Origin of the sequence: Pseudomonas sp. BF-R-19, from assembly GCF_019956445.1 — a bacterium.
GTDB classification, from domain to species: domain Bacteria; phylum Pseudomonadota; class Gammaproteobacteria; order Pseudomonadales; family Pseudomonadaceae; genus Aquipseudomonas; species Aquipseudomonas fluorescens_BH.
In genome coordinates, this window is record NZ_JAHBDN010000063.1 from 27,858 (window position 1) to 49,881 (window position 22,024).

Annotated in this window: 21 protein-coding genes and 1 pseudogene; 10 read left to right on the forward strand and 12 right to left on the reverse strand. The window is 58.1% G+C overall.

Going from position 1 to position 22,024, the window contains the following annotated elements:
• Positions 1-9 precede the first annotated feature (9 nt).
• Both KGB28_RS18490 and KGB28_RS18495 read right to left on the reverse strand, forming a co-directional pair.
• Positions 10-495, reverse strand: a pseudogene (locus tag KGB28_RS18490) (zinc-binding dehydrogenase); the annotation flags it as partial.
• Between the two features lie 41 nt (positions 496-536).
• On the reverse strand, positions 537-977 hold the full coding sequence (locus KGB28_RS18495) for a DoxX family protein (RefSeq protein WP_223446919.1): 441 nt from the start codon (positions 975-977) through the stop codon (positions 537-539).
• A gap of 195 nt (positions 978-1,172) precedes the next feature.
• On the opposite strand from KGB28_RS18495, the gene KGB28_RS18500 reads away from it, so the two are divergent.
• Positions 1,173-2,090, forward strand: a complete 918-nt coding sequence (locus KGB28_RS18500) for a LysR family transcriptional regulator (protein ID WP_223446921.1) — start codon at positions 1,173-1,175, stop codon at positions 2,088-2,090.
• A 52-nt stretch (positions 2,091-2,142) separates the two neighbouring features.
• Positions 2,143-2,601 carry a metallophosphoesterase family protein gene (locus tag KGB28_RS18505; RefSeq protein ID WP_223446923.1) on the forward strand — a complete coding sequence of 153 codons (459 nt, stop codon included), beginning with the start codon at positions 2,143-2,145 and terminating at the stop codon, positions 2,599-2,601.
• Positions 2,602-2,622: 21 nt separating this feature from the next.
• Here KGB28_RS18505 and KGB28_RS18510 read toward each other — a convergent pair whose 3' ends face one another.
• On the reverse strand, positions 2,623-3,081 hold the full coding sequence (locus KGB28_RS18510; protein ID WP_223446925.1) for a winged helix-turn-helix transcriptional regulator: 459 nt from the start codon (positions 3,079-3,081) through the stop codon (positions 2,623-2,625).
• Between the two features lie 135 nt (positions 3,082-3,216).
• Between KGB28_RS18510 and KGB28_RS18515 the strand changes: the two genes are divergently transcribed.
• Positions 3,217-4,449 (forward strand): MFS transporter, encoded by a 1,233-nt coding sequence (locus KGB28_RS18515; RefSeq protein WP_223446926.1) that lies wholly within the window; start codon positions 3,217-3,219, stop codon positions 4,447-4,449.
• 19 nt (positions 4,450-4,468) lie between these two features.
• Here the strand turns inward: KGB28_RS18515 and KGB28_RS18520 are convergent, their stop codons facing one another.
• Entirely contained in the window at positions 4,469-5,047 is a 579-nt protein-coding gene (locus KGB28_RS18520; protein WP_223446956.1) for a DUF4157 domain-containing protein, read from the reverse strand.
• Positions 5,048-5,401: 354 nt separating this feature from the next.
• Here KGB28_RS18520 and KGB28_RS18525 point away from each other — a divergent pair, with 354 nt between their 5' ends.
• On the forward strand, positions 5,402-6,724 hold the full coding sequence (locus KGB28_RS18525; RefSeq protein ID WP_223446928.1) for a DUF1329 domain-containing protein: 1,323 nt from the start codon (positions 5,402-5,404) through the stop codon (positions 6,722-6,724).
• A gap of 134 nt (positions 6,725-6,858) precedes the next feature.
• Here the strand turns inward: KGB28_RS18525 and KGB28_RS18530 are convergent, their stop codons facing one another.
• Positions 6,859-7,020: a DUF2986 domain-containing protein gene (locus KGB28_RS18530; RefSeq protein ID WP_150723880.1), complete on the reverse strand. Its 162-nt coding sequence runs from the start codon at positions 7,018-7,020 to the stop codon at positions 6,859-6,861.
• 952 nt (positions 7,021-7,972) lie between these two features.
• Between KGB28_RS18530 and KGB28_RS18535 the strand changes: the two genes are divergently transcribed.
• Complete coding sequence (locus KGB28_RS18535; protein ID WP_223446930.1) at positions 7,973-8,782, forward strand: glycosyltransferase; 810 nt, start codon at positions 7,973-7,975, stop codon at positions 8,780-8,782.
• Positions 8,783-8,865: 83 nt separating this feature from the next.
• A complete protein-coding gene (locus tag KGB28_RS18540; protein WP_150723882.1) occupies positions 8,866-9,669 on the forward strand; it encodes a 2OG-Fe(II) oxygenase in 804 nt (267 codons plus the stop codon).
• A gap of 113 nt (positions 9,670-9,782) precedes the next feature.
• On the opposite strand, the gene KGB28_RS18545 is transcribed toward KGB28_RS18540, so the two are convergent.
• Positions 9,783-10,367 (reverse strand): nucleotidyltransferase family protein, encoded by a 585-nt coding sequence (locus KGB28_RS18545; RefSeq protein ID WP_223446958.1) that lies wholly within the window; start codon positions 10,365-10,367, stop codon positions 9,783-9,785.
• 262 nt (positions 10,368-10,629) lie between these two features.
• On the opposite strand from KGB28_RS18545, the gene KGB28_RS18550 reads away from it, so the two are divergent.
• On the forward strand, positions 10,630-11,967 hold the full coding sequence (locus KGB28_RS18550; protein WP_223446932.1) for an MFS transporter: 1,338 nt from the start codon (positions 10,630-10,632) through the stop codon (positions 11,965-11,967).
• Between the two features lie 25 nt (positions 11,968-11,992).
• On the opposite strand, the gene KGB28_RS18555 is transcribed toward KGB28_RS18550, so the two are convergent.
• The 3 genes from KGB28_RS18555 to KGB28_RS18565 form a co-directional block, all read right to left on the reverse strand.
• Positions 11,993-12,688 (reverse strand): tRNA (adenine(22)-N(1))-methyltransferase, encoded by a 696-nt coding sequence (locus KGB28_RS18555; protein WP_317853311.1) that lies wholly within the window; start codon positions 12,686-12,688, stop codon positions 11,993-11,995.
• A 347-nt stretch (positions 12,689-13,035) separates the two neighbouring features.
• Positions 13,036-15,474 (reverse strand): flavin-containing monooxygenase, encoded by a 2,439-nt coding sequence (locus KGB28_RS18560; protein WP_223446936.1) that lies wholly within the window; start codon positions 15,472-15,474, stop codon positions 13,036-13,038.
• Positions 15,461-17,131 carry a GMC family oxidoreductase gene (locus KGB28_RS18565; RefSeq protein ID WP_223446938.1) on the reverse strand — a complete coding sequence of 557 codons (1,671 nt, stop codon included), beginning with the start codon at positions 17,129-17,131 and terminating at the stop codon, positions 15,461-15,463. The genes KGB28_RS18560 and KGB28_RS18565 overlap by 14 nt, the downstream gene beginning before the upstream one ends.
• A 222-nt stretch (positions 17,132-17,353) precedes the next feature.
• On the opposite strand from KGB28_RS18565, the gene KGB28_RS18570 reads away from it, so the two are divergent.
• From KGB28_RS18570 to KGB28_RS18580, 3 genes are all read left to right on the forward strand, one after another.
• The gene (locus KGB28_RS18570; protein ID WP_223446940.1) at positions 17,354-18,379 is read left to right on the forward strand and encodes an AraC family transcriptional regulator; all 1,026 of its coding nucleotides are present in this window, start codon (positions 17,354-17,356) and stop codon (positions 18,377-18,379) included.
• 253 nt (positions 18,380-18,632) lie between these two features.
• Positions 18,633-18,836: a hypothetical protein gene (locus KGB28_RS18575; RefSeq protein ID WP_223446942.1), complete on the forward strand. Its 204-nt coding sequence runs from the start codon at positions 18,633-18,635 to the stop codon at positions 18,834-18,836.
• Positions 18,836-19,126, forward strand: coding sequence for a hypothetical protein (locus KGB28_RS18580; protein ID WP_223446944.1), 291 nt, complete (start codon positions 18,836-18,838; stop codon positions 19,124-19,126). The genes KGB28_RS18575 and KGB28_RS18580 overlap by 1 nt, the downstream gene beginning before the upstream one ends.
• A gap of 331 nt (positions 19,127-19,457) precedes the next feature.
• Here the strand turns inward: KGB28_RS18580 and KGB28_RS18585 are convergent, their stop codons facing one another.
• The 3 genes from KGB28_RS18585 to KGB28_RS18595 form a co-directional block, all read right to left on the reverse strand.
• Entirely contained in the window at positions 19,458-20,363 is a 906-nt protein-coding gene (locus tag KGB28_RS18585; RefSeq protein ID WP_223446946.1) for an amino acid ABC transporter substrate-binding protein, read from the reverse strand.
• 48 nt (positions 20,364-20,411) lie between these two features.
• The gene (gene potE / locus KGB28_RS18590) at positions 20,412-21,752 is read right to left on the reverse strand and encodes a putrescine-ornithine antiporter (RefSeq protein ID WP_223446948.1); all 1,341 of its coding nucleotides are present in this window, start codon (positions 21,750-21,752) and stop codon (positions 20,412-20,414) included.
• A gap of 133 nt (positions 21,753-21,885) precedes the next feature.
• Positions 21,886-22,024: hypothetical protein (locus tag KGB28_RS18595; RefSeq protein ID WP_223446960.1), on the reverse strand; the 139-nt coding region annotated here is incomplete at its 5' end.

Consider the following 22,024-nt stretch of genomic DNA (forward strand, 5'->3'; position numbering starts at 1 on the left):
GGCAACCACTTACCTCGTGGTATCGAGGACAATCCGGCCCCGTAAGTGGCGCCCCATGCTTTTGCCGATCGCCACTTTCGCCTCACTCAGGGGGTATGCCTCAACGTCGACGGTGAGGTGTCCTTTGTCGAACAGCTCGGCGATGAGCGAGAGCTGCCGGCCATCCGAGCGGGTGGCAAAGTTGGCGGGCGTCACGCCGTAGTCGTTCGACAGCGACATGTTTGGAGCACTCACCGGCGATACCAGCACACCGTTTCGTTTCAGTACCGCAAACGAACGGGTTTGTGTTTCGCCACCCACCAGATCCAGTACCACATCGAGGCCGGACACCAGTTCCTCGAAAGCCTGGGTGGTGTAGTCGATGGTGTAGTCCGCTCCGATTTCCTTCAGGTAGGCATGATGGTGTGCAGAAGCCGTTGCGTAGACTTCAGCGCCCAGGTACTTGGCAATCTGCACGGCCATGCTGCCCACGCCACCGGCCGCTGCATGGAAAACATTGCGCTGCGAGAGAGCTGGCCCTGCGCAGCGCGGGGGTATCAACGACGGCGGGCGTCGAGGCTGAAGCGACCGGCACCGAAAGCCACGACCTGCAACAGGCCACCGGCCATCGCGATGTTCTTGAAGAAGTGGATGAACTGGTTCTGATCGCCCAGTGCGTTATGGAACGCCAGCGCGGTGAACACGCTGAACACGGCCAGTACGGCGGCAACGGTGCGGGTGCGGTAACCGGCGATCAATGCCAGGCCGCCGCCGATTTCTACAATGATCGCCACCGCCAGTGCCAATTGAGGAAGCGGAAGCCCGACAGAGCTGATGTAGCCGACCATCATGGCCGGAGCGGCGAGTTTCGAAAAACCGGAAAGGATGAAGATGGCGCTGAGCAGTACGCGGCCGATCAACGAAGCCGAGGCTTGGGTCACATCGGAACGGCTCTGTTCAGAGGTGGTTGTTTGAGCAATGTTTGCAGAAGTCGTCATGGGGTATTTCCTTCAATTGGGTGCGATTCGACAGGAACCGCCCTGGTGAGGAAATGTTGCTCTTCGTCAGCTAACCTGAATAGCTGACTAATTTAGATCATTAGATTCGATAAACTAGAAAAGCAAACCCACATCACCGGTAAAGGAATTCAATCGTGCAATTTGCCAAGCGACGCCTGATTCAAGGAAACAGGCATGATCTCTGACCCGGGAACACCGACTCTGGACCAACTGCGGGTGTTCCTGACGGTCGTGGAAGTCGGCAGTTTTGCAGCGGCCGCCAGAAAACTTCATCGCGCCACTTCGGTTGTCAGCTACTCGATCGCCAATCTTGAAATGCAGCTCGGTGTGTCGCTGTTCGACCGCCAGACGACCCGCAAACCCCAACTCACCGATGCCGGCCGCACCGTACTGGCCGAAGCCAGGACCATTGCCAACGGTGTTCATGGCTTACGCGCCAAAGTGAAGGGCTTGCTTCAGGGGCTCGAAGCCGAAGTTCACGTGGTGCTCGATGTGATGTTGCCCCCCGAGCGCGTGGTGGATGCACTCAAATCCTTTCGCGAAGAGTTCCCGACCGTTGCCCTGCACTTGCATATGGAAGCCCTCGGCGCGGTCACTGAACGGGTGGTCAACCGCGGCGCAATCATCGGCGTCAGCGGCCCCATGAACGAGGGCATCGACGGTATCGAAAGAATGGGTGTCGGCTGTGTCGAGTTGATTCCAGTGGCAGCGCCGAATCATCCTCTGGCCTCAAGCGACTCCAATGTTCCGGGTGCCGGGCGCGAGTTCACTCAACTGGTGCTGTCCGATCGCTCGGTCCTGACCAAAGACAAGGATTTCGCCGTACTGAGTAACCGCACCTGGCGCCTGGCGGACCTGGGCGCCAAGCACATGCTGCTGCGTGAAGGCATCGGTTGGGGGAACATGCCAGCCCCGATGGTCCAGGAAGACCTGGAGAGCGGCCGACTCGTGCAACTGAACATCCCGGAATACAAGAGCGGCATTTACGCCTTCGACGTCATTTACCGCACGGATCTGCCACCGGGGCCGGCTGCGAGGTGGTTGATCGACCGCTTCGTTCAACAAAGCTCAGCGCGGGAGACATCCGTTTGAACGCGTTACTTGCCGATTTTCTGCAACCTGAATGCTGCTCGAGCCGCCCGCGATGAAAATCGGCGTCATCTCCGACACCCACGGCTTGCTCCGCCCCGAAGCGATTGCCGCCCTGCAAGGCTGTGATCGCATCCTTCACGCGGGCGACATCGGTAGCGCGCAGGTCCTCGACCAATTGGCCGCAATCGCGCCAGTGGACGCGGTGTGTGGCAACAATGACCTGGACGCACCCTGGGCGAGCGAGCTACCCGATTGCCTGCGCCTGGAGCTCAACGGCTGGGGGGTTCTGCTGGTGCATGACATCGCCGATGTGGCGGCCAATCTTGATAGCCGTATCAAGCTGGTGATCACCGGACACTCGCACAAGCCGTGCATCGACTGGCGTGGAGAACGGCTGTTCCTGAATCCGGGCAGCGCCGGGCGCCGACGCTTCAAATTGCCTGTCACATTGGCGTTGCTTGAAGTGGTTGGGCAGTCAATCGAACCGCGGCTGGTGACGCTGCTCGACTGACTCGCCTTACATCCGTTCGATTCACGACTCGTCGGCAGCCACCCTCACTCGGTGGCAGTCGGACGGTCCAAGTTTTTGACCGCGCAAGGAGCGAACTTCAATCGGCATCAGGGACTGGCCGTACTCATTGTCCAGCAACACCGAACGGGTCTCTTCCCGCGTGAACAGGAACCGTTCGCCCCACTGCCTCATACTGACCACCACTGGAAAGATCTCCCGTCCTTTTTCCGTCAGGACGTATTCCTTGTAGGCACTTCCATCCGACGCAGGCTGAACGTCGAACACTCCAACCTCAACCAACGTCTTCAAGCGCGAAGCCAGAATGTTCTTCGCCACCCCCAGGCTTTTCTGAAATTCACTGAATCGGCGAATGCCGTCGAACGCGTCGCGAATGATCATGAGCGACCAACGATCCCCAATGGCTTCCAATGTTCGTGCTACCGGGCATTCGCTGCCTTGCGGTGAAGGATCTGCGACCATCGTGTTTACCTTTTGGATAAGGACTGCCAGGTCAGTCGTCTGGCCTTGAGCAATGTGGTTGCAATATGAAACCTGATTCGATAACAATTGAATCCAGTTGCTAATTGAAACCAGTTTAGCGCCACGGAGGCTCACATGAAAGCAGATACCGATTCAGCCACCCTTCCTTTCGCCGCGCAGGCTTCGGGGCTTTCTGCGCAACTCACGTTTCTGTTTTCTGTCACCTGCGCGCTTGCCGTCGCCAACGTTTACTTCGCACAACCCTTGCTCGATTCAATGGCCCGGAGCCTTGATGTTGCCCCATCAATGATCGGGTTTGTGGTGACTGCGACTCAAGTCGGTTACGCGCTGGGGCTGCTGTTCATCGTACCTCTGGGCGACTTGTTGAACCGTAAAGGGCTGATTCTGACGCAAATGCTGCTGTCTGCGATTGCCCTGGCGGGAGTCGGCGCCGCACAGCAATGGTTGACCCTGTTGGGAGCCATGATCGCTGTGGGTTTGCTGGCAGTGATGGTTCAAGTGCTGGTGGCCTGCACCGCCGCGCTGGCAACGCCGTCACAACGTGGCCAGGCCGTGGGAACCGTAACCAGCGGCATTGTCCTGGGCATACTTCTGGCGCGGTTTACCTCTGGGCTGATCGCAGATCTGGCGGGCTGGCGCGCCGTGTACTTCGTTTCCTCGGGATTGATGCTGAGCCTCGCGGCGGTGTTCTGGAAAGTGCTTCCTCCCGCAGAGACTCTACGCAATCGATACACCTACCCGGCACTCATCCGGTCACTCTTCACGCTGTTCATGACCGAACCGGTCTTGCGGATCAGGGGTCTGCTGGCCTTACTGATCTTTGCCGCTTTTTCCGTGCTCTGGACTTCCATGGTGCTGCCGTTGAGCGCTCCTGCGCTTTCGCTTTCACACACGGCCATCGGCCTGTTTGGCCTGGCCGGCGTCGCCGGTGCCCTTGCCGCAAGAAGATCCGGTCGCTGGGCCGACCAGGGCTTGGGACAACGCGTAACCGGCATTTCGCTGGTGATCCTGACGCTGTCCTGGCTGCCCATCGCGTTTGCGCAGACATCACTGATCGCGCTGGTTTGCGGAGTGATCTTGCTCGACTTCGCCGTACAAGCCGTACACGTCACCAACCAGAGCCTGGTTTTTGCGGCACGCCCCGACGCCCAAAGTCGCATGGTCGGCGCCTACATGTGCTTTTACTCGGTGGGCAGTGCACTGGGAGCCGCAGCCGCGACGCAGGTTTATGCACTATGGGGCTGGATTGCAGTCAGCCTGCTGGGCGCCTTGATCAGTGCGACTGCCCTGGTGCTGTGGTGTCTCACGTTGCATTTCTCAACGATCCATCAAGGAAGATCCGAATGAAGGGGAAGTACTCTGCCCTTCAGTAAGTCCCTGCCCGCAGCGAGCGTCTGACCTCAGCCTGTATGGCATAAGCCGGCGCCTCCACGGCATTGAAATCCTGTGTATACCGTTGGGCAAATCCCAGCACCCCCCACTCCTGATACTGCTGCACATGTTTGAGTTCGTGAGCCCAGAGCGCGATGTCCTGTTCTGCGGATTGCGCGTCCCGGAACAGGATGATGTCGATCAGCGTCACGGCACCGACATCGGGGTTTTGCAGCATGGCGGTGGCGGCGTTGAATTGGCCGTTGTCGCTGATTTTGTAGCGCGCGGCATCGAGGACGCTGGGGGCGTACCAGTGCAGTAGCTGCTCGCGGATGTGCGGTGGAATGGGTTGGATGCCGGCGTTGGCTGCTTCAGCACGAGCTTGGGTCAGCCACAGCGCCAGCCCAGGCGCCGCGATCTGGTCGATGCCATCAGGCACCACGTCCGGCAGGCAGATGCAGCCATCCAGGCACACCGGCTTCTCGCCAGCCGGGCAGTCGTTGGTCTGGGCCGGCACTTCAAGCGCCAGGCAAAGAATCAGCAGCGCTAGCAGGCGCGTGATGATGGGCGACATTGGACTCTCCAGGTAGCGGACAGTGGTGAACCCCCAGTGATCGAGCAGTGAACTCGCCAATAGCGCCTCCAACCCCATCGGCTTGGCGAAATGATAACCCTGGGCCTGCCCTGCCACCATTTCGCGCAGCAGGTCCAGCGGCGCCTCGGGAGCCAGCACCGAAAACTCGTCGCCCCTCAGGCGCGCCTGGGCCTGTCATGAATAGCCAAGGGACTGTCGTCAAATGAAAAGCGCCCCTGATTCTGGGGCTATTTAATGGCAGCACTGAAAAAGTCTCTGGCGATCGAGCTGGCGTAAGCGACTGCTCCGCCTGAGTCACGAGTTGCCTGGTACGCCAGGCAGGAGAATAACAATATGAAATTCGTGAAAAGTCTTCTGGCTGCCGTACCCCTCATGGCGCTGGCCATCGATGCACAAGCCTATGTATCGAGTCAGGAAGCCGCCCGGTTGGGCACCAGCCTGACGTGGGTGGGTGCCGAAAAGGCCGGTAATGCCGATGGTTCCATTCCGCCCTACAGCGGTGGCCTGACCACTGCACCGTCCAGCTTCAAGGCTGGCGACAGCATGCGTCCGGACCCCTTTGCCCACGAAAAACCGCTGCTGGTGATCAACGGCAAGAACGTCGATTCGTACAAAGGCATGCTGACGGCCACCACTGTAGCGTTGGCCAGGCGTTACCCGGGCTTTCGCATCGACGTGTATCCGACCCACCGCACGGCATCGCTCCCGCAGGCGGTACTGGACAACAGCCGCAGGAATGCCACCGCTGCCCGCTCCCTCAATGGCGGGATCGCCATCGACAATGTGATGCCCGGGGTGCCGTTCCCGATCCCGCAATCGGGCGCCGAAGCGATGTGGAATTTCCTGCTGCGCTACCAGGGCGTCAACATTCATTCCAAGTACGACTCCTGGAGCGTCGACACGGCGGGCGTACCGAGCCTGGCGGTCACCGGTGAGGCATTTGTCTCCTTCCCGATTTACGAGAACATGTCGAAGCCGATCAACAGCTCCGACATTTATTATCAGTTGAAACTGTCCTATACCGGACCTGCGCGCCGAGCCGGCGAGTCGATCATGCTCAAGAACGCCACCAACCCGGCACAGTTTCCTGGCCGCGCCTGGCAATACATGCCTGCCCAACGCCGCGTCAAACAGATTTCGATCCTGGCCTACGACACACCCAATCCCGGTACCGCCCGTGCACTCGAGCTGTACGACTGGACGCTGGTGGGCAAGCAGGAAATGATCGTGCCCTACAACACTTACAAACTCACCTACGCTCGCGACGCCAAATCGCTGACCACCCCCAATTTCATCGCCCCGGACTTCGTACGCTGGGAAAAACACCGGGTCTACGTCGTGGAGGGCAACCTCAAGCCCGGTGCAAAGCACATCTACCAGAAGCGCCGCTTTTACCTGGATGAAGACACCTGGGCAGCGGTGGCCTCCGATCAGTACGACACCAGTGGCCAGCTGTACCGTGGTTCCTTCGCGTTCTTCAGCCAGAGCTATGACCAGCAGGTCCCGGACGCGACCCCTTTCATGACGTACGACCTGTCGCGAGGCACCTACAACATCAATGGCGTGGTAGGCCCTCATGGGGGCATCCGCTACATCGAGCCGCTATCGACGGCGCAGTGGGTGCCAGAGACCATGGCGGGCACCGGCATTCGCTAGGCCCCGGGTTCGATTCAGCGCCGCCAGGCGGCTTCGGCTTGAATGTAGTGTCAGGCCGCGTCTTCGCGGTAAGTGCCATCGGAATGTATAGCCCTGTCAAACTGTAGATTCCGGTGGTGCTGAAGCTGAATAACTCAGCTTTCAGAGGACATGATTGAGTCGTCACTTGATTCAGCAGCCAGCTTCAATCGGTCAGCCTTGCTAATGTATTTTGACTTGCTTTTCGGTGCCAATTTGGCACTAGCCTTCTTGGCGTTAGCCTTTAGTATCTGATTTAGTTTTTTACGACGATTCATGTTTTTCTACTCGGTTTGTACGTTCTTGAATGATATCAGCTTGGAACATTGAACCAGATTCCTCTGGTGCACACTCAGTGCATAACGCTGCAAACAGGCGGTGAATCGCCCCTGGCACTGGCTTGGGACTCAGGCTCCCCCTGGGTGGCATCCGAACGCACGCCCCCACATGTGGGGGAATCTCACTTTTATTGGGGGGGATTGAGTGTCGGTTTTCGTCTGAAGGAGGCATTTCGCAGTGCTGGAGGCCCGGGGCTGGTAGCCAGGCTTCCTTTACCCAAATGGCTTGATTATTGCTGATTCCACTTCATGGGTTTCTCGGTACCCAATTTACCAGGCAACAATGTAAAACCAGCGGGTTTTGGGAGGTTAGTGCCATGTGGCATCACCCTTTGATGTTTTTGGTTTTCTACCTGCTTTTCACCCTCGGCATCGGCTGGTTGTGGTCCACTGCTGCCCTGTATTTGCTTTGAACCAATGGAGAAAGTGTCCCCGCAACCCATCACAAAACCAGACGACAATCTTACTCGCCCCCGTTTCAGCTTTCTGGCCCAGCCACGCACTCACACACGCTCAACCGGCACATGTACGCAGCACGTGACTCCTTGTTCGGGAAGGCTCTGCAGGTGCCGGCACACCGTATGACGTAACAAATCACCTGAATGCCTTACGCAAGCTCGGTTCACACCGTCCCAAGACGCTCGCCTGACCAGCCTCCGGATGTAACGAATCAAGTCAAAATGTTTACCTATAGAGCAGATCCTTATACGATGAAGTCCGCTTCTACTGCTCTCCATCAGGTCTGAGTAAGCCATGGTTATAATGCATGACAAAGCGACTTAACGAATTGTGCTCTATAGTCACGCAAGATTTTGCGCGAAAAACAAGCAAAAGCTGTATACAGGTTAAATTATTTCCACAATTAAGTATAACAACATTGAGCACATGAACAATGAACAACCCTGATTTACTGGCCGAAAGCTCCAAAGCCTTCAGCATAGTTATAGTAAATTACAAAACACCAGAAATCACCAAGATATGCCTGGACTTATTGCACCAGCATTTTGGCAGCAACAGCGTCCCGGTATGGGTAGTTGACAACTATTCCGCCGATGAAAGCACTGAGTACTTACGAACGCTTGACTGGATCAATTTAATCGAGCGTTCTGTTTCCGAGCCAGAAGCAGGCCATATCGCGCATGGCAAAGCACTTGACCTGGTTCTGGAACGAATTGATACCGATTATTTATTCCTGATGCACACTGACACATTTGTTTTTGATAAAAACGTTTTTCCGATGATGCTGAATAAATGCTTGAAGAACCCAAAAGTCGTGGCCGTCGGTTGTGTCGAGCAAATAAACCGTGGCACCGCGAGAACTCTTTGGCGCTTTAGCTCACGACTATTCAAGCACCATTTCAGACGCCTGAAAATCTCCATGGGATTGCGTTCCAGAGAACCAAAACCGTACAAAGAAGTGTACTTGAAAAGTTTCTGCACATTGTGGAACAGCAAGCTTATCAAACAGCACAACATGCATTTTTCGATGGACGATCGTGTACCTGGCTATACTCTCCAGGACCGCATGACCGAGCTTGGCTATGCCGTTGAAATGTTATCACCGCGTAAAATCTTCAGTTATCTGGATCACATTCAGGCTGGCACTGTTGCAGCGGCTGGCGGCTATGACAAAACTCATAGACGAACCAAAATGTACAACAATATCCTTAAGCGTCTGAACAAGGACGACAGAAAAAATTAAGCTACGAACAGGCGCAACGAGCAGTGAGTCAAACCCTGCTTGAAGTCACCCACAAGTCTTTATATCAAGTTATTGGAGCGGTAATGGCACCCATCACTCAAGCACTACCTATCACCCTGTCCCCGGAGCTTGATTTCGACCAGAATGCCGCCAGCGCCCTTGGTGCCTCGTTGGCCAGTCGCTATGTTCAGGCTACGCCATTTCCGCACATAGTCATCGACAACTTCTTGCACGAAGACCTGATTGCGAGCATCTGCTCGCACTTCCCGGTCGAGCCAACCAACAATGAAATGCTCTACGAGCGCGGCTATAAAGGTCAACGAAAACGTCAAATCAGTCCCAACGAATGCCCCCCCTATTTGAAGACTGTTTTCAACGCCTTTAACTCGGCCCCCATGTTGCAGTTTCTTGAAAAGCTCACAGGCATCGAAGGTTTGATACCCGACCCCTACTTTACCGGTGGCGGCCTGCATGAAACGAAAAGCGGTGGTTTCCTGGGGGTGCACTCAGACTTCAGGCTCAACAAAAAACTTAATGTTGAGCGCAGACTGAATATCATCATTTATCTGAATGAAGACTGGCAAGAAGAGTACGGCGGCAACCTGGAACTTTGGGATGTCGGCATGAAGACCTGCCTTAAAAAAGTCCTGCCCATTTATAATCGCTGCGTCATTTTCAACACAGACAAGGACAGCAATCATGGGCACCCGGAGCCTTTGACGACTCCGGAACACATCACCCGCAGGTCTATCGCGCTTTATTACTACACCGCGGGAACCATGGCGATCGATCCGGCACAAAGAAACAAAACCCACTACAAACCAAGGCCCAAAGATCGTTTAAGCCTGAAGTACTACATTAATAAACTGATCAAGAAGAAAAACTGAACGGTATCGCCAGACGATCAAGTTTGTGTTTCTTGAGCGTTAGCTTGCAAATCCGGATATGCCCCCACGTCCGGTAACAGCCATGTCATGGTTTTTTGATCTCTTCACTCTTCTCAGAGTCGTGGCACTACTGACAGTGGGGGCTCTACAATCCTGAGCCAGGGCCAGCGAGCCTGATAACTTTTCGCCTTCTGATCGAACAGGTCTGGTCTGGGATTCTTTGGATTGATTCGAAGTAGCCCGTGCTCTGTGTCGGCCAGGCCGTTGGGCGCATAGACCTCGCCAGTTTCAACATCCAATCCAATGCAGGTGCCGGCAATCAGGTAGCGATCAACCCCGTCCTTAGCCGACTGAAGCTGAGGATAATCCCCGCCAAACCGCTGGCTGTACCACAGGTGAACGCGAGCCTGATTCTTCATTTCGACGTTCACGTCGAGGTCCTGGAACAGATGCTGAGCGCAATGGATGACCTCATTCTCTGCTTCCCAGGACAGATCCTCATCGAAGTAAAAGACGTCGTAGTCCTTCACTCCCCACTCTGGCGGGAGCTGTGACTGGTGATTCCACACGGCCTGGAACAAGCAACCGGCCGTGAGCAGGCATTGGTTCAAACCGAGCTCAGGCAAGCGAGTGGAAATTTCTGCGTTTACTGGATTGGCCATTGCGATCCTGACCAGGCTTTCGACTGTCAATGTCATCTTCATCCCTTTAAATCGATCTGATCCCGACGATCGACAATACCGTCAGCGCCTTACAAACTCGAGAACAACACCGCCCTTTCTTCACCCTGGGTCAATAGCGCCCTTGGCAACCCGCGACTACCGGCCAATCTGGCGCGAATCATGCCTGATTCAACGGCATGAAGTCGGTACTGACTATGTGGGTGACACTTTTGAAGTGAACCGCCGCTGTGCCTGCCCCGATAATCGATAGCATACTCACGAACTGCCGAGGTCAAGCATGACAAGCGCAACGACAGAACAAGTCAGCCCAGCAACGCTGAGAAAAGTGATTGTGGCCGCCGGCATCGGCAATTTCGTCGAGTGGTTCGACTTCGCCGTCTACGGTTTTTTGGCCACGACCATCGCCCAGCAATTTTTCCCCAGCGGCGATGCCAGTGCCGCGCTGCTCAAGACCTTTGCGGTATTCGCCGTGGCCTTCGCGTTTCGACCCCTTGGCGGGATTTTCTTCGGCATGCTGGGGGACAGGATCGGCCGCAAGCGAACCCTTGCGATGACGATTCTGCTGATGGCCGGTGCGACGACCTTGATCGGTCTGCTGCCCACCTATGCGGCAATCGGGGTCATGGCGCCGATTCTTCTGTCCCTGATCCGTTGCGCCCAAGGCTTTTCCGCCGGGGGAGAATACGCTGGTGCCTGTGCCTACCTGATGGAGCATGCACCGAGTGATAAACGCGCCTGGTACGGCAGCTTCATTCCGGTGTCGACATTTTCCGCCTTCGCCGCGGCAGCCGTGGTGGCCTACGCACTCGAGGCTTCATTGTCGGCCGAAGCTATGGGTAGCTGGGGTTGGCGCCTGCCGTTCCTGATTGCCGCGCCGCTGGGCCTGGTGGGTCTTTACTTGCGCTGGAAGCTCGATGAGACTCCGGCATTCCAGGCGGTGACCGAGGAACACGCAGTCGCCCATTCCCCGCTCAAGGAAACCTTGCGCAATCATGGTGCGGCGATCTGTTGCCTGGGTGCTTTTGTGTCACTCACGGCACTCTCGTTTTATATGTTCACCACCTATTTCGCGACCTACTTGCAAGTCGCCGGTGGCCTGAGTCGCGCAACAGCGTTGCTGGTGTCACTGATTGCATTGCTATTCGCTGCAGCGATCTGCCCGCTGGCCGGGCTGTATTCGGACCGGGTCGGGCGTCGAATCACGGTGATGACGGCTTGCGCGCTGTTGATTGTGGTGGTGTATCCATCGTTCCTGATGGCCAGCTCCGGCTCGTTCGTCGCGTCCATCATCGGCGTCATGCTCCTGGCGATTGGCGCGGTGTTGTGTGGCGTGGTCACCGCGGCCTTGCTCTCGGAAACCTTCCCTACCCGTACTCGATACACCGCCTCGGCTATCACCTACAACATGGCATATACCCTTTTCGGCGGCACCGCACCGCTGGTGGCGACGTGGTTGATCAGCACGACCGGCAGCAACTTGTCGCCGGCGTTCTATCTGATCGCGATTGCATTGCTCGCGCTGGCGGGCGGGCTGGCATTGCCGGAAACTTCAAGGATTTCCCTGCATGACGTTGCGGCGGGGGAAAAAGGCGTAGCAGTGAGCGCTGCGGCCTGAAACACCAAACGAGCCGGGACGGTGCTCAAGCCAGCAGTTCGCTGATCCACCGGGCCTGGCGCGCGATGTCCTGCACTTTCGCCTCGGGCACGGCTTGCTGCGCCCGGGCTAATTGGGCCAGGGTCTTCTGCTTCTGGCGCAGCTTGCGCTGCCACTTGACCAGGAACGCCGGGCTGCGCGTCTGCATCTGCAACGGGCCGAAGTACAGCTCCTCGGCGGTGTACTCCACCGGCCCGGCGCGCTCGGCGACGATGATTTCGTAGTCGAAGCGGTTTTCCCGCAGCACTTCCTCGCAGAGGATGCGGTAGCCATTTTCCATCAGCCATTGACGCAGTGGCTGCTCGCCGCCGTTGGGCTGCAGGATCAGGCGTTCCTGACCGCTCAGGCATGCCTTGCCGCTGTCGAGGATGTCGCGGATCGTTTCGCCGCCCATCCCGCAGATGCTGATCGCCGTGATCCCGTCTCCTGGCTCGATCGCCGCCAGGCCATTGGCCAGGCGCACGGTGATCTGCCGGTCCAGGCCGTTTTCGCGCACAGTGCGTTCGGCCGAGTGGAACGGCGTCAAGGCCACCTCGCCGGCCACCGCCGCGACGATGGCGCCACGGCGCATCAACGCCACCGGCAGGTAGCCGTGATCCGAGCCAATATCGGCCAGGCGCGCACCGGCTGGCACATGCGCCGCCACGCGCTCCAGGCGCATGGACATAGTCTGCTCGTTCAACTGCTGCCCCTTTTCACCACGAACGTCCGACACCTTTGGCCAGACAGGGGCGCGATTCTGTCGAGCATCGCCGTGCATTTCAAATTTATTTGACTGCCTGGTACCTGATCGAGTCCCGACATCGCAGAGCCATTGAGCGCACCCTGGCCGAGCATCCGAAAGCATTTTCCGATCCGTTGGTCGCGCTCACCTTTAGCGACAACGCACCCGCACCTCCACCGAACAGATCCACGGCATAACAGATCACGCGAATTGCCCAACTGTGTGATCACAGCGCCCGGCAGGCCAGGCGCTGAACAAAAGCCCAGCACCCTCTCAGAGGATGGTGGGCTTTTGTCCTCCTGGCTTTACGCCATATCAGGCTTCGTGCGTGCCAGTTGCTCCCGGGCAAATGCGCCGAGGGTCTTCAACGCCTTGGCCGCCGAATGCAGGTAGAAGGCTTGTAACTGGAACACGTGCCAACGTGCGGCATACACTTCCAGGCGGCAATTCACCCCGCTGTCAAGCGCATGCTCGGCCAATCGGGTGGCGTCAGACAACAGCAGCTCATGGTCCCCGACCTGGATCAACATCGGCGGCAGCCCTTGCAGATCCACCTCAAGCGGATTGTCCATCACCTGCGTACCGGCATACCAGCGCAGCCCTTGCTCCAGCCAGCCGCGCCGGATCATCGGATCCTGTTCGACCCGCGAGGTCATGGAAGCACCGCTCAGGCTTTCGTCAGCCACTGGCGACATCAGGAGCATGCCGGCGGCGAAATGCGGGTGAAGATCACGCAGCTTGAGCGCCAGAGCCAACACCAGCGCGGCGCCCGCCGAATCACCGGCGAGGAAGACTCGGTCAGCGGCATACCCCTGAGCCCGGAGTGCCTGATAGCAGGCCAGCGCATCGTCCAATGCCGCCGGGCAAGGATGTTCTGGCGCCAGGCGATAATCAGCTACCCACACCGACATCCCCGAGGCCCTGGCCAAGCGGCTGGTGATGCTCCAATGCGTACCCGGCGAGCCAAGGCAGAACGCCCCGCCATGCAGGTACAGAATGACCCCGCCGTTTTCACCCTGCATCGGTGCGACCACCTGCACCGGCACGCCGTTGGCCTGTTGGCGATAACGAATCACGCCGCCAGTGCCAGGCATCAACGTGGACAATAGGCTCACGACCTTTCTCTGCGCTGGCGCAGCCAACCCCGGCCCGATCAGCGAGCGGAACGTGGTGCGCAAAAAAAACCTCAGGAATCCGGCGCTCAATTTTTCCGGCCAGTCGCGGGATTCGCCAACGGTCGTGCCGCCTTCAAACTCGCGTGTGAAGCGGTATGCATGCAACCCGGAAAACCGCGTCAACCAGCGATAGCTCAAGGTGAAACCCGGCCAGTTGGTGCTGTTGTTGCCAGCGTCATCCACATACCAGCTCTTGCAGCCGTTCCACACCGTGTTGGCCAGGCGTTGCTGGACCTGCCCATGGAAGCGCTCATACACGCTTGAGTCGACTTCCACGGTGTTGGCACCGGTGCCCTTCATCGTGCGCCAACAGCGCATGACGTGGGCGATCTGACTTTCCAGCATGTAGACAATCGAGTTGTGGCCCAGGTTGGTGTTGGGCCCATACAACATGAAGAAATTGGGGAATTGCGCAACCGTCAGCCCCAGATACGCGCGGGTGCCATCGCGCCAGGCATGGTTAAGGTCCACGCCATTGCGCCCGACGATACGCATCGGCGACAGAAACTCGGTGGCCGCGAACCCGGTGCCGTAGATGATCGCATCGACTTCATGCAACTGGCCGTCAACAGTTTCAATGCCGCTTTCAGTGACTCGCGCAATGCTGTCGGTCACCAACTCCACGTTGGACCGGCTCATGGTCTTGAGGTATTCGCTGGACAGCAGGATACGCTTGCAGCCGTACGGATAATCCGGAGTCAGTTTGTTGCGCAGTACCGGGTCCGGCACTTGCTCGGACAGCAGTCGACGGAACGGAACGCCCACGGCCCACTTCATCAAACCCTTGAATCGGGTGAACGCCAGTGCCCGGGACTCGTAGCGCATGTATATCGAAGCGCGGTACGCAGTCATCGTCCAGGGCAGGTTGCGCAGCAATGATTTTATCCGCTCGGAGTAAGCCCGATCAGGTCGAGGCATCAGGTACGCGGGCGAGCGCTGGAACACTTTCATGTGCCCGACAGTCCCGGCAATCGCGGGCACGAACTGTATGGCCGATGCACCGGTGCCGACTACCGCCACGCGTTTGCCTGCCAGCGAATAGCTGTGGTCCCAGGTCGCCGAGTGGAACACGTGCCCCTTGAAGGTTTGCATACCCGCCAGTTTCGGGAACGCCGGGCGACTCAACTGACCGGTGCCACTGATCAACAGCGATGCACTCAGGACGCTGCCATCCTGTTGAGTCACGTGCCACAGCGACGTGCGTTCATCGAACTCGGCGCACACCACTTCGGCGCCGAAACGAATGTGCTTGTCCAGTCCGTACTTGTCGGCGCAATGCCGCAGATAGGTGTGAATCTCTACCTGGGGCGCGAACACCCTGCTCCAGTCCGGGTTCGGCTCAAACGAAAACGAATACAGGTGCGAAGGTACGTCGCACGCGGCGCCGGGGTAACTGTTGTCCCGCCAGACACCGCCGACGTCCTGTTTCTTCTCCAGGATCACAAAGTCCTTCACACCGGCCTTTTGCAAGGCAACGGCCATGCCGATACCGGCAAAACCGCTGCCGATGATGATGGCGCTCAAGGCTGTTGCCGACTGGCGACCGGTTTCAACTTCATGCAACGACATAAGGTGCCCCGTTGTTGTTTTTAGTGGTGGCTGGGGTTTCAGACCAGGCGGACGAACACACCCGCTGAATGCCGCGAATAAGGTCAACGGCTTTCTCGGCGATCATGATGGTCGGTGCGTTGGTGTTGCCGCCGATCAGGGTCGGCATCACCGATGCGTCGACGATTCGCAGTCCTTGCAGACCGTGTACGCGAAGTTGCGCGTCGACCACGGCCAGTGGGTCATCGCCCATGCGGCAAGTGCCCACCGGGTGATAAACACTGTCGGTACGACGACGCAGTACGGTGCGGATCTGCTCGTCGGTGTCGACCCCTTCGGTGTACAGGTCGCGGGTGATCCAGTTGGTCAGCGCCGGTGCCTGCATCAATCGGCGTGTCAGTCTGAATGCCGCGACCATGTCTTCCAGGTCCTGCGGGTCCTGAAGAAACGCCGGATCAATCAACGGTGCCGCTTGCGGGTCTTTGCTGGCCAGAGATACGGTTCCGCGACTGCGCGGACGCAACAGGCAAACGTGGCACGACAACCCATGACCCAGGCGCAACTTGCGCGCATGGTCCTCGACCGGGGCGACAACAAAATGCAATTGAATATCCGGTTTATCCAGCCCTTCGAGCGTCTTGAGAAACGCTCCGCCCTCGGCAAAATTCGAGGTCAGCATGCCTCGACGTTCCCGACGAAAACGGCCGGCTTCCTTGAGCATTCTGGTACTGCCGGCGAATGAAACGCCCATGGCATCCAGGCTTGAGGTCTTGTAGACGAAAACGAAATCCGGATGGTCTTGCAGGTTCTGCCCGACACCCGGCAGGTCCTGCAAGAGCGGGATGCCATGGCGTTGCAGTTGTTCTTTCGGCCCCACGCCCGACAACATCAACAGTTGCGGGGTCTGGAAGGCCCCGGCGGCGAGGATGACTTCCCGCTTGGCACGCAGGGTGCGTAGCTGACCGTTTTGCAGCACCTCGACAGCCACGGCGCGAGTGCCTTCGAACAGGATCCGTTGCACCTGGGCCCGGGTTTCGACGGTCAGGTTGTTGCGCACCCCCACATACGGCAACAGATATGCGCGCGCCGCACTGCAACGCTCACCGTGCTTTTGCGTGACTTGATAGATGCCAACGCCTTCCTGTTCTTCACCGTTGAAGTCGTCGTTGAGCGGCAAACCGGTCTCGCGGGCCGCCTGCAGAAAGCGTTGCTGGAATGGATTGTCCGAACGTAAATCGCTGACCCATAACGGCCCGCCCCGCCCGTGCAAGACGTTGTCGATGCGCTCGTTGTGCTCACTGCGACGGAAGTACGGCAAGACATCCTTGAATGCCCAACCGCTATTGCCCAGGGCGGCCCAATGGTCGTAGTCCCATTGATGACCCCGCACGTAGATCATGGCGTTGATCGCTGAGGAGCCACCCAGTGCCTTGCCCCGTGGCTGGTAGCCCTTGCGCCCTTCCAGCGCCATCTGCGGGACGGTGTCGAAGGCCCAGTTATTCACCGAAGTCGGCACCATTGCCACCATCGCTGCGGGGATATTGACCAGGCTGGACTGCCCGCCGCCACCGGCCTCCAGCAAGCAAACACTGACGTCCGGATCTTCGCTCAGCCGACCGGCCACCACACAACCACCGGAACCGCCGCCCACTACGATGTAATCGAAGGTCTTTTTCATTGTTGTTCTCCCTTGTGCAAGGCAGTGCGAGATTTGCGGGGTTACCCGAAAACACACAATTGCGCCTCCTGGTTTTCGCCAGGTGCCGCAACGGCCTTTTATGGTTGGTTAAACGACGAACCGTGCGTAAAGGATGGTGACGGCCATTGATAAAGAACCGAATGCTGGAATGGGACAATTGCTTTATTATTCGGGCCAAACTTTCGCCACAGGCACATGGGTATGAGCTTTCGGGATTTTCTGCGTGGCCCGGCCAGCGCCTTGTTGCTGGTGCAGTTCGGCGTCGAAAAAGGCTTGGCGGCCAGCGCGATACTGGCCGGCTCGGGGCTGACGGCAGCGCAACTGGCCGACCCGAATCTGGAGCTGACTGCCGATCAGGAACTGCGGGTGACCGGCAATCTGTTGCAGTTGCTCGGTCATCCTCCGGGGCTTGGCTTCGAAGTCGGTGCGCGCTATCACTTCTCGACCTATGGCCTGTTTGGTTACGGCCTGATCAGCAGCGCGACCACCGGGGATGCACTAGCCCTGGCACTGAGCTTTTTGCCGCTGACCTACGCATTCACCGTGGTGACCTATGAAGAGCAAGGCAGTGAAGGTGTGCTGACTTTCGCCACGCCCGGGTTGGCACCCGACCTGCGCGATTTTCTGTTGGCCCGGGACATGGCAGCGGGGGCGCTGTTGCTCAAGGAACTGGGGGGCGATGACTTTTCGCTGTCGCGCTTCACGTTACGTGCCGGTCCAGCTCACGAGTGCGATAACGACCGTTTATTGGGGCTGGCGCCTGCCTACGCAGCCAGCAGCAACAGCCTTGCCTTTGATCGCTCATTCCTGACGCGCCCCTTGCCACAAGCCAACGCCGTCACAGTAAGCATGTGCGAGCAGATGTGCACACAGTTGATGCAACGGCGAATCGCCCGTTCCGGCATGACGGCGCTGGTCCAGCACTACCTGACCAGTGCCGACACCACGCCACCGGACCTTTGCGCCATGGCCCGCCTGATCCACGTCAGCACTCGCACCCTCAAGCGCCGCCTGCACGATGAAGGCACCACCTTCCGTGCTTTGCTGGCCGAGGCCCGCAGCCGCAGCGCCATCGAGATGCTCAACGACAAACGCTTGAGCCTCAGCGAGATTGCCGAGCGCCTGGGTTTCAGCGACCTGTCGAGCTTTTCCCAGGCATTCAAGCGCTGGTATGGAGTAGCTCCGAGTAATTTCTCGCTGCGAAACAGTAGCGGTGGCGAGTGCTAGATAACGAACTGGAGTGATCAAGGGATACTCACTCGGTATCGAATGTCCGTTATGAGGTGTGGATTCAACCGGTCGATGCAATAGATCGGCTAAATCGTTCAGCGGGCGTTTCGTAGTTTAGTGTTTTCCGAGGGCCATGTTTACAAAGGAGCACGCCAAGGCTGGCCGCCCCTTCACGGCTTCGTTCACCGGGCTGGCAAACACAACGCTTTTGCTCGCCTGTCACGTTAATAGTCAGGTTGAGGAGAACAGCATGAAATCCCGGATCATTGGGCTGCGAGTGGCCGGCACCGTCTACGCACTGATGGCCTTGGCGCAACTGGGGCGCCTGATTATTCGCCCCGAGGTTCTCATTGATGGGCATCCCATGCCCCTGTGGCCAAGCGAGCTCGCCTTCGTGTTGCTCGCGGTTTTGAGCGTCTGGATGTGGTCGCTCGCACAGTCACGATCAGGGTGATGCTGATGCAGTGCCGACAGTCATTCCTGGCTGATCAGCTGGTGCGATCCCGACATTCAATCTCTGCGCTTATCAAGACACTGACGACGCAGGACAAGGTTATTGATCTCCATGCAACTGACCGAGTAATCGTCATCATCATTATTTTTGGCCTTGTCCTTGGCTTTGCCGCAATTGCCATTGTCATTGCAATTGCCTTGCCCTTTTTGATCATTGCTGTTTTTCAAGCAGTTTCTGACATCACTTGCACTGCCCGCATCATCGCAATTGGAACCGGCAAACGAGATTGATGGCAAAGCCAGGGAGAATAGGAGTGTGCACACAGCGGCCGCGACGATTCGCATAACAAAGCTCCTGAGTAGATTGCTACTTAGCTGCAGGTTTTGCCTTGAACAAACTCTGAATGACTGTAGCAGGTCCCCTTGAGGAGGCTCGTCAACCTGATTGATAAATGCTGTGGACTGAGTTTTCTGCTGTTGTTCAGTGACAGAGGTCTCAGGAATCCTGCTGACGGTCCTCGGCTACTTCGCCATGGTCCTGGCGAATTGACGCTGGCTCGAGCCAATTAAATCACCCGTGGCGAGGGAGCAAGCTCCCTCGCCACAGGTTTGCACGATGCCACTAAGGCAACGCATACACCCGGAACAGTTTTTTCACGGTAGCGTTGGTTCCGCCCAGGTATTGGTCGTAGGCCTTTTCTATGAAGCCCGAGTAATAGGCTTCACTCAGGGCCATATCGACCAGCAAGCGGAAGTCTTCGTCGTTGCGATCCACGATCATCGCCACCGGCGAGTACTCGAAGATGCGGTCCAGGAGCATCAGGTTCTTGGCCGCGCCCTCCTTGGCGACTTCGTTGCGCAGCAGCATGCGTTCGGAGAAGAAGGCATCGGCCTTGCCCTCGGCGACCAGCTTGACGCCCTCGTCGTTGTTGGCCACGGTCACCAGCGAAGCGATCACGTTGAGCAGGCGCATCTGTTCGCGAATCCAGTCTTCGGTCACGCCCCCCTCCAGAGTCGCGTAGGTTTGGTTGGCCAGACCGTTGTTGATGCTGGCACGCCAGGTCGGGCCGGTATTGGCGACCTTGCCATTGAGCACATTGAGCAGCGGTTCGCCAGCATCGTTGCGCACCACGACCGAGAGGCCGGCGGTGTAGATCGGTATGGAGTAACTGATCATCTTGCGCCGTTCCAGGGTGGGCGGTGTCGGCGTGCAGAGAATATCGACTTTACCCTGACTCACGGCGTTGACCTCGTCCGAAATCTTGACGGGCTGGTAGCGCACTTGCAGGTCGGGCAGACCCAGTTCGCTCTTGAGCTTGTCGGCGACTTTCAGGCACAGGTCGATGGCATAACCGCTGGCCTTGTCGCCGTCCTGCTTGCTGAAAGGGGCCAGGTCAGGCAGGTATCCCAAGGTCAAGGTGTGGCTGCTGCGCACCCGCTCAAGGGTGTTGGCGCCGGCCACTAGCGGCAGCGTCGAGAGTGCGAAGGCCAGCAACAGTCTGGTGGTTGTGGCAAATGGTACGTTCATGTCCGGTTTCCCCGTATGCAGATGTCTGTGCAGTCCTGTTGGCCACGCCTAAGGGTTTGCGACCCTGGCCTGGTTGGCCGCTGGCGCTTCGGTGAAGCGCTTGGCGAGGAATCCATAGAGCAGGTAGCCGACAGCGAGCACCAGGGTGCCGCCCATCACTGCATCCTTGCCGCAGGCATACAGGGCGTACAAGGAGTACGTTATGGCAATCAGCAAGACCACCAGGTTACGCGAGTATATGGCCGACGAGACCCCGGCCTTGTGCATGATCACCAGCAGGCCCGTCAGCGCAGTGATATAGGGGATGAGGTTGGTGACCGCTGCCAGGCTGACCAGCTTGCTGAACTGGGCGGCGGCATCGGGCGAGATGGTCGACAGGGCCATGAGGGTCTGCAGCACGCCGCAGACAATCATGCCGATGACGGGCGCATTCATGGAGTTGACCTTGCTGAACAGCTTGAGGAACAGGTTCTGGTCAGCCGTCATCTTCGCGGTTTGCGCCAGGGTAAATTGCCAGCCCAGCAGCGAGCCGACACAGGCCATGACCGCCAGGGCCATGACGATATTGCCGACCATCGGGCTGAAAATCGTGGCGTAGACCAATGCGAAGGGCGCCGAGGATTTGGCCAGTTCCGCGTTAGGAATGATGCCCTGGATGACAGTGGTCGACAGCACATAGACCACGGCGGCCCCCAGGGTGCCGAACAGGCAGGCCAGCGGCACGTTGCGCTTGGGGTCTTCCACGGCATCGGTGGCCTGGGCCGCCGACTCCATGCCCAGGAAGGCCCACAGGGTCAGGGGTATGGCTTTGCCAATGGCTTCGGAGATCGCCACGCTGTGCGGATTCCAGGCGGCGGCCAGTACATCGGGCTTGAACCAGAACCAGCCGATGATGCTCAGGCCCGCGACCGGAATGATCACGCCCCACACCGTGAACGCACCGATCTTGCCGGTGATGCCAGGGCCACCGAAGTTGGCGAAGGTGGTCAGCCAGATCAGCCCGATCGTGCCGACGCACAGTGGAATCGCACCCGTGCCCAGCCAGGGCACGAAGGCGGTCATGTAGCCCACCGCCGAAATGGCCACGGCCACGTTGGCGATGGCCAGGGACAGGAAGTACAGGTACGAGCAGAGGAAAAAACCCGACTTCGAATGAGCTTCTTCGGTGTAGGCGGACAAGCCGCCTGAGCGCGAGCAGAAAACGCCACACTGAGCAAAGCAGTAGGCGATGGCCATCGAGCCGATCGCGGTGAAGATCCATGACAGCAGCGAGACGGCACCCAGTTGAGCCATGTTGGTGGGCAACATGATGATGCCAGAGCCCATCATGTTGACCGTTACCAGCGTCGTGAGCCCCATCAGGCCCATTTTCTTGCTTGAATCAGCCATCGCAAACTCCTTGCTTTTTTGCAGGGTTTTGAACCTGGGTCCGGCGACGTGCAACACGCGGCCGGACAGGGGCTAATGCTTACTGCTTGACCACATGAACCTTGTAGGTTGGGCACTTCTGACCCGTGCAGCATCAGGCCTTGAGCACGTACCCATACGCCCGGGTACGCCCGCCTTCCTGCTTCAGGTACACGCCCTGCAACTCCGGCGTGAAGCCGGGCAAGCGATTGATGCCTTCTTCCAGGGCCAGGAAGTATTTCAACACCGCGCCG

Bases quoted from the DNA above. Each gene is read 5' to 3' on its own strand.
- KGB28_RS18545 (WP_223446958.1), bottom strand. From the start codon at position 10,367: ATGACATTGACAGTCGAAAGCCTGGTCAGGATCGCAATGGCCAATCCA.
- KGB28_RS18560 (WP_223446936.1), bottom strand. From the start codon at position 15,474: ATGTCGTTGCATGAAGTTGAAACCGGTCGCCAGTCGGCAACAGCCTTG.
- KGB28_RS18515 (WP_223446926.1), top strand. From the start codon at position 3,217: ATGAAAGCAGATACCGATTCAGCCACCCTTCCTTTCGCCGCGCAGGCT.
- KGB28_RS18505 (WP_223446923.1), top strand. From the start codon at position 2,143: ATGAAAATCGGCGTCATCTCCGACACCCACGGCTTGCTCCGCCCCGAA.
- KGB28_RS18585 (WP_223446946.1), bottom strand. From the start codon at position 20,363: ATGAACGTACCATTTGCCACAACCACCAGACTGTTGCTGGCCTTCGCA.
- KGB28_RS18520 (WP_223446956.1), bottom strand. From the start codon at position 5,047: ATGTCGCCCATCATCACGCGCCTGCTAGCGCTGCTGATTCTTTGCCTG.
- KGB28_RS18535 (WP_223446930.1), top strand. From the start codon at position 7,973: ATGAACAACCCTGATTTACTGGCCGAAAGCTCCAAAGCCTTCAGCATA.
- KGB28_RS18540 (WP_150723882.1), top strand. From the start codon at position 8,866: ATGGCACCCATCACTCAAGCACTACCTATCACCCTGTCCCCGGAGCTT.
- potE (WP_223446948.1), bottom strand. From the start codon at position 21,752: ATGGCTGATTCAAGCAAGAAAATGGGCCTGATGGGGCTCACGACGCTG.
- KGB28_RS18565 (WP_223446938.1), bottom strand. From the start codon at position 17,131: ATGAAAAAGACCTTCGATTACATCGTAGTGGGCGGCGGTTCCGGTGGT.
- KGB28_RS18525 (WP_223446928.1), top strand. From the start codon at position 5,402: ATGAAATTCGTGAAAAGTCTTCTGGCTGCCGTACCCCTCATGGCGCTG.
- KGB28_RS18570 (WP_223446940.1), top strand. From the start codon at position 17,354: ATGAGCTTTCGGGATTTTCTGCGTGGCCCGGCCAGCGCCTTGTTGCTG.
- KGB28_RS18495 (WP_223446919.1), bottom strand. From the start codon at position 977: ATGACGACTTCTGCAAACATTGCTCAAACAACCACCTCTGAACAGAGC.
- KGB28_RS18500 (WP_223446921.1), top strand. From the start codon at position 1,173: ATGATCTCTGACCCGGGAACACCGACTCTGGACCAACTGCGGGTGTTC.
- KGB28_RS18575 (WP_223446942.1), top strand. From the start codon at position 18,633: ATGAAATCCCGGATCATTGGGCTGCGAGTGGCCGGCACCGTCTACGCA.
- KGB28_RS18580 (WP_223446944.1), top strand. From the start codon at position 18,836: ATGCTGATGCAGTGCCGACAGTCATTCCTGGCTGATCAGCTGGTGCGA.
- KGB28_RS18530 (WP_150723880.1), bottom strand. From the start codon at position 7,020: ATGAATCGTCGTAAAAAACTAAATCAGATACTAAAGGCTAACGCCAAG.
- KGB28_RS18510 (WP_223446925.1), bottom strand. From the start codon at position 3,081: ATGGTCGCAGATCCTTCACCGCAAGGCAGCGAATGCCCGGTAGCACGA.
- KGB28_RS18550 (WP_223446932.1), top strand. From the start codon at position 10,630: ATGACAAGCGCAACGACAGAACAAGTCAGCCCAGCAACGCTGAGAAAA.